The organism is Cupriavidus sp. 2KB_3 (assembly GCF_052115685.1).
GTDB lineage: Bacteria > Pseudomonadota > Gammaproteobacteria > Burkholderiales > Burkholderiaceae > Cupriavidus > Cupriavidus campinensis.
This window is the reverse complement of the sequence record NZ_JBFRHD010000022.1, coordinates 116606-127749: the sequence shown is the minus strand read 5'-3', so window position 1 is coordinate 127749 and position 11144 is coordinate 116606. Positions and strand designations below refer to the sequence as shown.

General features: G+C 64.4%; 12 protein-coding genes. 5 read left to right on the top strand and 7 right to left on the bottom strand.

Annotated elements, in window-relative coordinates:
• Nucleotides 1-571 precede the first annotated feature (571 nt).
• The 3 genes from AB4120_RS22470 to AB4120_RS22460 all read right to left on the bottom strand — a co-directional run bounded on the left by AB4120_RS22470 (nucleotide 572) and on the right by AB4120_RS22460 (nucleotide 2821).
• Nucleotides 572-1162 carry a peptidoglycan recognition protein family protein gene (locus tag AB4120_RS22470; RefSeq protein ID WP_441642850.1) on the bottom strand — a complete coding sequence of 197 codons (591 nt, stop codon included), beginning with the start codon at nucleotides 1160-1162 and terminating at the stop codon, nucleotides 572-574.
• Between the two features lie 14 nt (nucleotides 1163-1176).
• Complete coding sequence (locus AB4120_RS22465) at nucleotides 1177-1659, bottom strand: Hcp family type VI secretion system effector (RefSeq protein WP_149137412.1); 483 nt, start codon at nucleotides 1657-1659, stop codon at nucleotides 1177-1179.
• Between the two features lie 163 nt (nucleotides 1660-1822).
• Nucleotides 1823-2821, bottom strand: coding sequence for a LysR family transcriptional regulator (locus tag AB4120_RS22460; protein ID WP_441642849.1), 999 nt, complete (start codon nucleotides 2819-2821; stop codon nucleotides 1823-1825).
• Between the two features lie 271 nt (nucleotides 2822-3092).
• Between AB4120_RS22460 and AB4120_RS22455 the strand changes: the two genes are divergently transcribed.
• Nucleotides 3093-3704 carry a flavin reductase family protein gene (locus AB4120_RS22455; RefSeq protein ID WP_441642848.1) on the top strand — a complete coding sequence of 204 codons (612 nt, stop codon included), beginning with the start codon at nucleotides 3093-3095 and terminating at the stop codon, nucleotides 3702-3704.
• Nucleotides 3705-3755: 51 nt separating this feature from the next.
• Here AB4120_RS22455 and gap read toward each other — a convergent pair whose 3' ends face one another.
• On the bottom strand, nucleotides 3756-4754 hold the full coding sequence (gene gap, locus AB4120_RS22450; protein ID WP_313818957.1) for a type I glyceraldehyde-3-phosphate dehydrogenase: 999 nt from the start codon (nucleotides 4752-4754) through the stop codon (nucleotides 3756-3758).
• A gap of 82 nt (nucleotides 4755-4836) precedes the next feature.
• The gene (gene tkt, locus AB4120_RS22445; protein ID WP_187645117.1) at nucleotides 4837-6873 is read right to left on the bottom strand and encodes a transketolase; all 2037 of its coding nucleotides are present in this window, start codon (nucleotides 6871-6873) and stop codon (nucleotides 4837-4839) included.
• A gap of 118 nt (nucleotides 6874-6991) precedes the next feature.
• Here tkt and AB4120_RS22440 point away from each other — a divergent pair, with 118 nt between their 5' ends.
• The 4 genes from AB4120_RS22440 to AB4120_RS22425 are packed head-to-tail and all read left to right on the top strand — an operon-like array spanning nucleotide 6992 to nucleotide 9763.
• Complete coding sequence (locus AB4120_RS22440; RefSeq protein ID WP_441642847.1) at nucleotides 6992-7858, top strand: spermidine synthase; 867 nt, start codon at nucleotides 6992-6994, stop codon at nucleotides 7856-7858.
• 36 nt (nucleotides 7859-7894) lie between these two features.
• Nucleotides 7895-8326, top strand: coding sequence for a VOC family protein (locus tag AB4120_RS22435; protein ID WP_149137408.1), 432 nt, complete (start codon nucleotides 7895-7897; stop codon nucleotides 8324-8326).
• A gap of 7 nt (nucleotides 8327-8333) precedes the next feature.
• Nucleotides 8334-9095, top strand: coding sequence for a 16S rRNA (uracil(1498)-N(3))-methyltransferase (locus AB4120_RS22430; RefSeq protein ID WP_149137407.1), 762 nt, complete (start codon nucleotides 8334-8336; stop codon nucleotides 9093-9095).
• A 26-nt stretch (nucleotides 9096-9121) separates the two neighbouring features.
• Nucleotides 9122-9763 (top strand): YidB family protein, encoded by a 642-nt coding sequence (locus tag AB4120_RS22425; RefSeq protein WP_441642854.1) that lies wholly within the window; start codon nucleotides 9122-9124, stop codon nucleotides 9761-9763.
• Between the two features lie 56 nt (nucleotides 9764-9819).
• Here AB4120_RS22425 and AB4120_RS22420 read toward each other — a convergent pair whose 3' ends face one another.
• Together AB4120_RS22420 and AB4120_RS22415 are read right to left on the bottom strand one after the other, a co-directional pair.
• On the bottom strand, nucleotides 9820-10428 hold the full coding sequence (locus AB4120_RS22420) for a barstar family protein (RefSeq protein ID WP_144201396.1): 609 nt from the start codon (nucleotides 10426-10428) through the stop codon (nucleotides 9820-9822).
• The gene (locus AB4120_RS22415) at nucleotides 10425-10820 is read right to left on the bottom strand and encodes a ribonuclease domain-containing protein (RefSeq protein WP_441642853.1); all 396 of its coding nucleotides are present in this window, start codon (nucleotides 10818-10820) and stop codon (nucleotides 10425-10427) included. The genes AB4120_RS22420 and AB4120_RS22415 overlap by 4 nt, the downstream gene beginning before the upstream one ends.
• Nucleotides 10821-11144 lie beyond the last annotated feature (324 nt).

Here is an 11144-nt window from a genome sequence, read left to right as displayed (position 1 = left end):
TATTCCGTGCTTCCGGCTCAGTGTCCCAGTCCCAACTCCCCCGGACAAATATTCCTGAACCACCTGGCGCTTGAACGCCTCGTTGTACTTCGCCATGAAAAACACCCCAAAGGTTGAACGGGTGTCCAACTTTTGGGGTGCAGTTCACTTGGCGCCGGTTTTTGTTTGGGAAGCTAGATCGAGTCGTCGTACCCTTCCCTGAACGGGTCATGCCAACCGTTCGCCTTGTGATACAGGATGACCTCGCCGGAATGGCTCCATTGAAGATATGCCACCCCGCCGGAGTTCAGTCGCCATCTCCCGCGATTTCCATCTGCGAATTCAATAGTTCCCTCTGCCCAGCAGGGAGACCAGAACTTCTTGGAATAATAAATAGCGTCAACTGGATAGGCGCGGGAGAAATAGCGTTTGACTTGCGCAACCGTGGGTCGGAATTTCCGGCACGGCTCCGCCATCTCGTCAAGCCGACTCAAACCAATTGCTTCTATCGCGATCGATTTCACTTCGCGCGCATGTGCCCACGGCGAGGCCAGGACTAGCGAAAAGCACACGAGCGCCGAGCACAACACTTTTACCATTTTGCTGTACTCGCTTCCGACTCAGTTTTCCGAGAAAGCTCCGGGTGCCGGTATACCTCCCCAATGGCGACGCTCATCGTCGCGGACAATTCCGCAACCAGCCATCTGACCGCATCATTCTGTGCGCGGGTCACCGTCTCATACACCTCCGTTTTCACGATATATGCGCCAACCAGTTCTATACCGATGGAATCAGTATTTCCGGGATAGCGCTCAGGAAAGGGCTTCTTGTGTTCATGCCTCGACAGCGGCGTAGGCCGCCATTTCAATGGATAGGCAGCCTTAAACTTGGCCGGTGAACACCTTCGCGTTTCGAGACAGCGGGACTTGATATTGCCGACATGATTCGTTCGTTTGTACAAGGACGCGGTCTGATAGATCGTTCCGTCCGTATCGATCAGAAAATGGGCCCCATTTGCGCCCTTACCTTGATATGAATTGAAGGTGCTGGATATCGTCGGTGCGGCGGTTTGATGGACGACAATTCCATTTACCTTCTGCATCCGCCCCCTCTCTATCCCAGAGAAGATCCGCACGACAATCCGCTCGGAGTCAACGTGTCCTTCTTTTGATATGAACAACATGATGTCTCCCTTGATCAAATCACCGCATTGGCCTTGACGTCATACCCCACCGCTACCGTGCCCGCGCTGCCGCCACTCGCGTTCTGCACGACATATTCCTGCCGGAACCGCGAAAACGACAACGCCACCCGCTCCCTTGGCACGCGCATGGTGTTGTAGTAAACGGGAGTCACTTGCGTGACCAGCACGTCCTCCATCGTCATCTTCAAATATTCGAGCGGCGATCCGCCGGCCTTTCTCATGACGAGGGTGGCGCTGGCGATGTGTTTGCCGGTGAGGCAATACTGGACGAGATTGGGCGAGGCCCGATCGGTATAGTGGTCAAATGTCAGATTTTCGACGGTGCACTTGCCGGCGCCGCCTCCGCTACCAGCGTGCAAGTTTGCCGGCTGCCTGACCGACCATGCCCATTCGAGGACTTCGATGTCACCGGAGTGCGCCGCGTCGATGGACTCGCCCGCGATGCCGCTGAGGTTCAAGAAAATGTCCTGCGCCATTCTTTGCTCCCTGCGTTGGTTGCGAATGGCGACGCTAGCAGCGCTTCACCTGGCCGGATATGAGACGTGTCCGAAATTGACCGTGCTTTGCGATGGCACAATGAAAAACGACTCGGGCGCACAAGGCGCCCGAGTCGTTTCAACTGCTTGCTGCAGCGTTCGATTACGGCTGCGGAATATCCTGATCCTGCTCTTCCACCACGCGCAGGCCGCGCGGGGTGACGGCCGGGAGGCCGACGAATTCGGCCACCACTTGCCGGAACAGGCCGCGCGCCCACACTAGCATCGGGTGGGTGTTGCGGCTGCGGTGCCAGAACATGTTCAGGCCCAGCATCGTATTGAGTTCGGCGGGCAGCGGGAAGGCTTTGAGGCCGTAGGTCTCGCAGGCCATGTCCTTGGTCAGCGCGTTGACCGTGAAGATCATGTCGGTCTGGGCTGCCAGTTCGGCCTGGGCGCGCCAGGAATGTACCGTCAGCGTCGCATTGCGCTTGAGGCCGCGCTGCTGCAGGGCGTAGTCGAGCGGAATCAGCGACGGGGCCGGACGACCGGCGCCGCCCGAGTGCGCCATGAAGATATGGCTGCAATCGAGGTATTGCTCGAGCGTCAAATCATTCTTGAGCAGCGGATGGTCCTTGCGCGCGCAAACCCAGAGGTTCAGCGACGTCACCATCTCCTCGACGATCTCCGGATGCCGGGTCGGGAATGGCGAAAATGCGAGGTCCAGCTCGTTGGCGCGCATCGAAGCGACGTCCGCTTCCCACGAATGGGATTCGACCAGCCGGATATGCAACTCCGGCGCCATCTGCTTGATGCGGAGGATAAAGCGATTGAAAACCGTGTCGCCCAGTTCGGCGGCAAAGCCGATATTCAGCGTGCCGGTGGCGATGGCCGGGTCGAAGTCGTCGACTTCGCCCTCATTGATGGACGACCAAAGATCCAGCATATCGCGGATCTTGGGGCCCAGTTCCAGCGCGCGGGGCGTCGGCGTCAGGCCGTGGGGCACGCGGATGAAAAGTGGATCGTCGAAGATCTCGCGCAGACGGCCCAGCGAATGCGAGACCGCAGGTGCGGTCATATGCATTTTCTCCGCCACATATGTGGCGTTTCGCTTGCTCAGCAGCTCGGTGAAAATCACCAGCAGCTTGGTATCCACGTTCACCATGATCAGGCCCGGTTGTTATGCCCACGCTTAGATGGCCCCACCACTTTCACTGGCTGCACATCAGAGTTCAACAGATTCTTCCGAGTGTAAGAGAAAAAAACTACCGGGAAAAGCAAATTCATCATTTCTCGCACTACGAGGGCTCGGATTGCGCGGGATTTGACGGGATAGCGACAGATAATGTCAAAAGACGCCCCGGAAGCCTTTGCGCGGACGGCGTATAGTGAACGGAAGCCTGCATCTTTCACTCAGAATCGTCCCATTTCGTCCCATGACGTCCCACCGCCTTCCCGTCGAACTCGCCAAAGCCTACCGGCTCCTCAACCACGGCCCGACTGTGCTGGTGAGCGCCGCGCACGGTGGCCAGCGCAACATCATGGCGGCGGCCTGGGCCATGCCGCTGGACTTCGCACCGCCGAAGGTGGCGGTGGTGCTCGACAAGGCCACGTGGACGCGGCAACTGCTCGAGGCCAGCGGTGAGTTTGCGCTGCACGTGCCCACGGTGAGCCAGGTGGATGTCACGCAGGCGCTCGGCTCAAGCTCCGGCCTGGCGATTTCCGAGCAACAGGGCATCGACAAGTTCGCCGCCTACGGGCTGCAGACGTTCCAGGGCGATGTCGTTGGCGCGCCGTTGCTCGAGGGCTGTGCCGCGTGGCTAGAATGCCGGCTGCTGCCGGAACCGGCCATCCAGGCCGGCTATGACCTGTTCCTCGGCGAAGTGGTAGCCGCCCATGCCGATAGCCGCGTGTTCAGCGAGGGCCGCTGGCACTTTACCGGCCACGATGCGCTGCGCACCATTCACCATGTGGCCGGCGGCCATTTCATTGTGGATGGCGACGGGGTCGACGCCCGGCCACATCCACCGCTAGCCTCGCAGCCATAAAAAAACGCGCCCGAAGGCGCGTTTTATCGTAATTCGTCCAGCCTGCGACGATTACTTGGCCACCACGCGTGCCATTTCCAGGCACTTGTTCGAATAGCCCCACTCGTTGTCGTACCAGCTCACGACCTTGATAAAGGTGCCGTCCAGCGCGATGCCGGCTTCGGCGTCGAAGATCGAGGTGCGTGCGTCGCCACGGAAATCCGTCGCCACGACCTTGTCTTCGGTGTAGCCCAGCACGCCCTTCAGCGCGCCCTGGCTCTGGGCCTTCATTTCGGCGCAGATTTCCTCGTAAGTCGCCGACTTTTCGAGTTCGACGGTCAGGTCGACCACGGAAACATCCGAGGTCGGCACGCGGAACGACATGCCGGTCAGCTTCTTGTTCAGCTGCGGAATCACCACGCCCACGGCCTTGGCGGCGCCGGTCGACGACGGGATGATGTTTTCCAGGATGCCGCGGCCACCGCGCCAGTCCTTGTTCGACGGGCCGTCGACGGTCTTCTGCGTCGCCGTGGCGGCGTGCACCGTGGTCATCAGGCCGCGCTTGATGCCCCACTTGTCGTTCAGCACCTTGGCCACCGGGGCCAGGCAGTTGGTCGTGCAGCTGGCGTTCGAGATGATTGCCTCGCCCTTGTACGAGGCGTGGTTCACGCCGTACACGAACATCGGGGTGTCATCCTTCGACGGCGCCGACATGATCACCTTCTTCGCGCCCGCATCGATGTGCTTCTGCGCGCCTTCCTTGGTCAGGAAGATGCCGGTCGATTCGATGACCACATCCGCGCCCACCTCGCCCCACTTCAGCTCGGCCGGGTCCTTCACGGCGGTCAGGCGGATCTTCTTGCCGTTCACGACCAGCGTGTTGCCGTCCACGGCCACTTCGCCGTCAAAGCGGCCATGCACCGAGTCGTACTTGAGCATGTAGGCCAGGTAGTCGGGTTCGAGCAGGTCGTTGATGGCGACCACTTCAACGTCCTTGAAGTTGGCCACGGCGGCACGGAACACCATGCGCCCGATGCGGCCGAAGCCGTTGATGCCGATCTTGATGGTCATGTCTATCTCCTAGAGTGCGATCGATGAAAGCGGGGCCGGCGCCGCAACCGGCGCGTCGCACCGGCTGCCGCGCGGGCGGGAATTACTGGGCGAGCGTGGCGCGCACGGTATCGGCGACGTTTTCCACTGTGAAGCCGAAGTGCTTGAACAGCACGCCGGCCGGGGCGGATTCGCCGAAAGTGTCGATGCCGACCACGGCCTGGACCTGGTACTTCCACCAGAAGTCGCTGACGCCGGCCTCCACCGCCACGCGCGGCACACCGGCCGGCAGGACGCTGGCCTTGTAGGCAGCGTCCTGCTTGTCGAACACGGTCGTCGCGGGCACCGAGACCACGCGCACATGCACGCCATCGGCAGCCAGCTGCTCGGCGGCGCCCACCGCCAGGCCCACTTCGGAGCCCGTGGCGAGGATCACTGCGTCCGGACGCCTGGTGCGCGGGTTGGTGCCATCGCGCAGCACGTAGCCGCCGCGCGCGATATTGGCGCGCGTGGCGTCATCGCGGCGCTGGAACGGCAGGTTCTGGCGGCTGAAGATCAGGCAGCTCGGGCCGTTCTCGCGGCGGATCGCCTCGGCCCAGGCCACGGCGGTCTCGGTGGTGTCGGCGGTGCGCCAGACATCCATGTTCGGAATCAGGCGCAGGCTGGCCACGTGTTCGATCGACTGGTGCGTCGGGCCGTCTTCGCCCAGGCCGATGGAGTCGTGCGTGAACACGAACAGCGAGCGGATCTTCATCAGCGCGGCCATGCGCAGCGCGTTGCGGCTGTAGTCCGAGAAGGTCAGGAACGTGGCGCCGTAGGGGATGTAGCCGCCATGCAGCGTGATGCCGTTCATGATGGCGCTCATGCCGAATTCACGCACACCGTAGTTGATGTGGTTGCCCCAGGCGTCCACGCGCACGGCCTGGCTGCCCGACCAGTTGGTCAGGTTCGAGCCGGTCAGGTCGGCCGAGCCGCCCAGGAACTCGGGCAGCACCGGGCCGAAGGCCTCGATGGTGTTCTGGCTGGCCTTGCGCGTGGCAATCGTCTCGGCCTTTTCCTCGCACTTGGCGATGAAGGCGTCCACGGCGGCGTCGAACGCGCCCGGCAGTTCGCCGCGCATGCGGCGCGTGAATTCGCTGGCTTCGTACGGATGCACTTCGGCGTACGACGCGAACAGCGCGTTCCAGGCGCGCTCCAGCGCATTGCCGTTGGTCTTTGCGTCCCAGGCGGTGTAGGCGTCCTGCGGGAGTTCGAACGGGGCGTGGGTCCAGCCCAGCGCCTCGCGCGTGGCCAGCACTTCGGCGCCGCCCAGCGGGGCGCCGTGCACGTCGTGGCCGCCCTGCTTGTTCGGGGCGCCCTTGCCGATGATCGTGCGGCAGCAGATCAGGGTCGGCTTGTCGCTGGCCTTGGCCTGCGCGATGGCGTTGTCCACGGCCGCCACGTCATGGCCGTCCACGCCGCGGATCACGTTCCAGCCGTAGGCTTCGAAACGCTTCGGGGTGTCGTCGGCGAACCAGTGCACCACGTCGCCGTCGATCGAGATGCCGTTGTCATCCCACAGCGCGATCAGCTTGTTCAGCTTGAGCGTGCCGGCCAGCGAGCAGGCTTCGTGGCTGATGCCTTCCATCAGGCAGCCATCGCCCAGGAACACATAGGTGTGATGGTTGACGATGTCGTAGCCGGGGCGGTTGAATTCCTCGCCCAGCAGGCGCTCGGCCAGCGCCATGCCCACCGCGTTGGTGATGCCCTGGCCCAGCGGGCCGGTGGTGGTTTCCACGCCCGGCGTGATGCCATACTCGGGGTGGCCGGCGGTCTTGCTGTGCAGCTGGCGGAAGTTGCGCAGTTCCTCGATCGGCAGGTCGTAGCCGGTCAGGTGCAGCAGCGCGTAGATCAGCATCGAACCGTGGCCGTTGGACAGCACGAAGCGGTCGCGGTCGGGCCAGTGCGGGTTCGTGGGGTTATGCTTCAGGTGCCGGCCCCAGAGCGCCACGGCGATATCCGCCATGCCCATCGGTGCACCGGGGTGACCGGAATTGGCTTGCTGGACGGCGTCCATGGCAAGCACGCGGATGGCGTCAGCCATCAATTTGGCGGGCTGCGAGGCGAAAGGGCTGGTGGCGGGATGGGCGAGGGCAGACATGCGGCGAGAACCTGAGCGCGGGAAAACCGCAATTTTAGCAGAAGCAGAGGGTATTTCCGGACGCCCGGGCACGGCCCGAAGGGGTCGTCAAAGCTGGACCGAATGGCTGGCACCCGGCGTGGGCACCACATTGGGCGATGTCCATGTGATCGCAGCGTCATGTTCGGCCCATCAACAGATCGAAATCGGCGAAAGTGCCCAATTTGGCCGCATCTTCCGGCTCGATGGCCGCGTGATGAGCACCGAAGCGGACGCCTGGATCCAGCACGAACTGATGGTCCACCCGATGGCGGCGGCGCACGGCAGCCCGCGCAGCGCGCTGGTGGTGGGCGGCGGCGACGGCGGCTCGGCCTTCGAACTGCTGCGTATCCCCACGATCCGCGAGGTGGTGGTGGCCGAACTGGACGCCGAGGTCGTCCGCCTGGCGCGCGAATGGCTGCCGGGCATCCACCAGGGCGCCTTGAGTGCGCCCGGCAAACCCGACGACCCGCGCCTGCACATCGCCATCGGCGACGCGCTCGGGCTGATGGAGGCCTTCGGCCGCGCCGGCCGGCGCTTCGACCTGATCGTCTTCGATCTGACCGAAGCCGACGATGGCAGCCCGGCCACTGCCCTCTTCTCCGTCCACGGCCTGCAGGCCGCGCGCCGCTGCCTGGCGCCGGGCGGGGCGATGTCGATCCATCTCGGCCCGCCGCTGCACCGGCCCGACACGACCCGGCTGCTGCAGGCGCGCCTGCGCGAACTGTTCGCCCATGTGGCGCCGCTCGCCACGTTCATTCCGGCCTACGGCGCGCTGTGGGGGATTGCGCTGGCCAGCGACGCGCTGGACATCGCCGCCTGCCCCGCGAGCCAGATCGCCACACGCCTGCGCCAGTGGCAACTCGCGTCCGCGTTGCGCTGCTATCACGCCGATCTTCATCCGGCGCTGTTCACGCACCCGCGCCATCTGCAGGCGATCTTCGACAGCGCAGGCGGCTCCAAGTAACATGCACCGGAAACACCTGCCCATCCGGAGACCATCATGCCCAGACCGTCCAACACGCCCTGGCTGACCCCGTACCTCACGGTGGCCAGTGGTCGCGCCGCGCTCGACTTCTACAGCCGCGCCTTCGGCTTCACCGCCGGCCATGTGCTCGACGAAAACGGTGTGCCCACCCACGCGGAGATGCACTACCAGGGCGAACTCGTGGTCATGTTCGCGCCTGAAGGCGCCTGGGGCAGCACGGCCCGCACGCCACGCTCGCTCGGCGTGGAGGCCCCGCAGACCTTCTACGTCTACTGCGGCGACGTGGACGCCCTCTACGCCCAGGCCATCGCCGCCGGTGCCATCAGCGTCATGCCGCCCGCCGACCAGTTCTGGGGCGACCGCTACTGCATGGTCGAAGACCCGGATGGCTACCGCTGGGGCTTCGCCACCCGCCTCGACCCGGCCAAGGCGCCCGCCAACTCCTGACTGACTGATGCCCCCTCGCTTTTTCATTGACTCGGCATTGACTGCCGATGCCGTACTCGACTTGCCCGATGCCGTGGTGCGTCACATCCAGGTGCTGCGCCTCGCCCCGGGCGACGCCATCACGCTGTTCGACGGCCGGGGCGGCAGCCACGCGGCCACGCTGGCGGACCTCGGCAAGCGGCACGCCACCGCGCAGGTGGCAGGGCACGACCCGGCCGAGGCCGAACTGCCCTACCGCGTGACGCTGGCACAGGGGCTGGCCGGCGGCGACAAGATGGACTGGCTGATCGAGAAAGCCGTCGAGCTCGGCGTGACCGAGATCCAGCCGTTGCAGGCCGCGCGCTCGGTCGTGCGGCTGTCCGGCGACCGCGCCGCGCGCCGCCAGGCGCACTGGCAGGCCCTTGTGCAGGCCGCGTGCGAGCAATGCGGACGGAACCGCTTGCCGGACGTGGCGCCGCTGGCTACCTTGGAAGCATGGCTGGCGGCATCGGCCCCATCGGCCCAGAAAGCCGGGTCCGCACCCCGGCTGCTGCTTTCGCCACGCGCGGCGGCGTCGCTGCCCGAATTGGCCACCACGCACCGCGATGCGTGGCGCGAACAGGGCGTAACGCTGCTGATCGGCCCCGAGGGCGGGCTATCTCCCGAGGAAGAAGCGGCGGCGATCCGCGCCGGATTCACGGGCGTGTCGCTGGGGCCGCGCATCCTTCGTACCGAAACCGCCGGGCTTACCTGCCTGGCGGCCCTGAACGCCGTACTTGGCGGATTCTGACCTTCCAAACTCCAAAGGAGTCGATGATGGGACTACTCGATAGCGTGCTGGGCGGCGTGCTCGGCCAACTGGGCGGGCAGCGCGAGGATGGCCAGCCCGGCGGGGGCGGCATGAATCCGAAGCTGATGATCGCGCTCGGCCTGCTGGCCATGATGGCGATGCGCAACAAGACACAGGGCGCCGATGGCAGCGTGGCGCCGGCTGATGCCAGCGATCCAGGCGCGGCGGGTGGCTTGGGCGGGCTGGGTGGGTTGGGTGGACTTGGGGGCCTGGGCGGGATGCTCGGGGGCATGCTCGGCGGCGGCAGCGCGCCGGCGCCCGGTGGCATGGACCTCGGCTCGCTGCTCGGCGGCCTGCTGGGCGGCCAGGGCGAAGCCACCGGCAGCGCGCAGGCGATGGGCGCGGCCACGGGCGGCATCGGCGCGCTGCGTGACATGCTCTCTCAGGCCGGTCTCGGCCAACAGGTGGATTCGTGGATCGGCGCCGGCGCCAACGAGCCGGTAAGCCCCGCGGACCTGAGCGGTGCGCTCGGCGGCAGCGGCGCGCTGCAATCGCTGGCGGAGACCACGGGCATGTCGCCGGACGATGTGGCGGCCAGCCTCAGCGAGGGCCTGCCCGAACTGATCGACCGACTCACGCCGAACGGCCAGTTGCCGCCATCGGCCTGACCCGCAAAACAAAATGCCCGCTGCAACAGCGGGCATTTCTTATTCAGCAGGCAGATTCAGGCGAACGAGTAGAACACCCGGAACTGGACCTTGCGCTCGGCCCAGAACTCGGCCGCGTCGCGGAAGACGTCGAGCAGCACCTCGCGCCCTTCCTTGTCGAATTTCTGCGCAATCGGCAGCCCTTCCAGCACGATCACGAAGCCCGGCTGCGGGCCGGCCTTGTAGATCATGTCCGTCAGGCAATCAGACAGCGCATCGAAATTCTTGCCGAAATGCTTCGGGAAAGTGAATTCCGTGGCAATCGTCTCGAGGATTTCCGCCTTGCTCGCGCAATGGGCGCAATTGGCGTACAGGAAATGCTGGTTCAGCGCGGCGGCCGCGTGGGCCAGCTCAGGCACGCGGAACGCGCGAATCGACTGGACGATGTTCGGACGCACCGTCTTGAACAGGTTCATGGCTCCCTCGCTGGTGCCGTCGTCGGCCCAGGTCACCATGGCGGGCGCGCATGCGGGCGGAAGTCTGTGCGTGAGCTCCTGGCGGGGCATCATGAGCACGTTGTCATAAAGGTTCTGGGCCTGATGGTGGGCCCGTTGCCAGCCATCTCCGGCGCCGCGCTCCTCGCGGGCGGCAAGGGCGTCGCCCAATCCGAAAATGTCAGTCATCATTTGGTTATCCGTTTGAAACTGTTGTAGTGGTCTTCCGTGTAATAGCAGTCGTTGGCGGCGCGCTGATCCCCACCACAAACGATCCGCCTGGCTCTCCGATTCCGGCTTTTGCTGCTGCTGTTCTTGACGGTGTATTCGCGGTAATACCCGCGCGGCTGCTGCGGCAGGATGCGTTCGTAATTGCCGAACCGCGAACCATCCTTGTCGAACGGGAACGGCCCGCCGGACTCGATGCGCTCCAACGTCTGGCGCGCATCGTTGGGCAACTGCTGCGTGGCAATGGTTCCCGCCATGCCGTCGATGCTGGCGCCCAGATCCTGCGTCGCCTGCCGTGCCACCGCAACCTGCGCACCGGTGGCGATGGCCACCGACAGCGCCGCGCCCGCCAACACATGGCCCAGGCGTCGTGCCAGGCTCAGGGACTGCCAAAGTGACTGCCGCTGCGTCTGGTTCGGGGAAATCCTGGATCCCACGTTATCGAAATATTGGTTGGACGGTCATTCCGGCGCGCGAAATCTGCTCGCGGGCACCGGCGCGCCCGGGACGAGCGCCTGCATTCAAAGGCGTAAGGTTACGCGCATGTCCACCAATAATCAATCCCTGCGCGCCGTCGCGCCGGAAATCTTCAATTGTTTCAATATGTTATTTGGATGTGGGCGCATACTAACCTTGCATGCGACGCCCCGAACGGGCGCATGAAAAAAGCCGGGCGAACC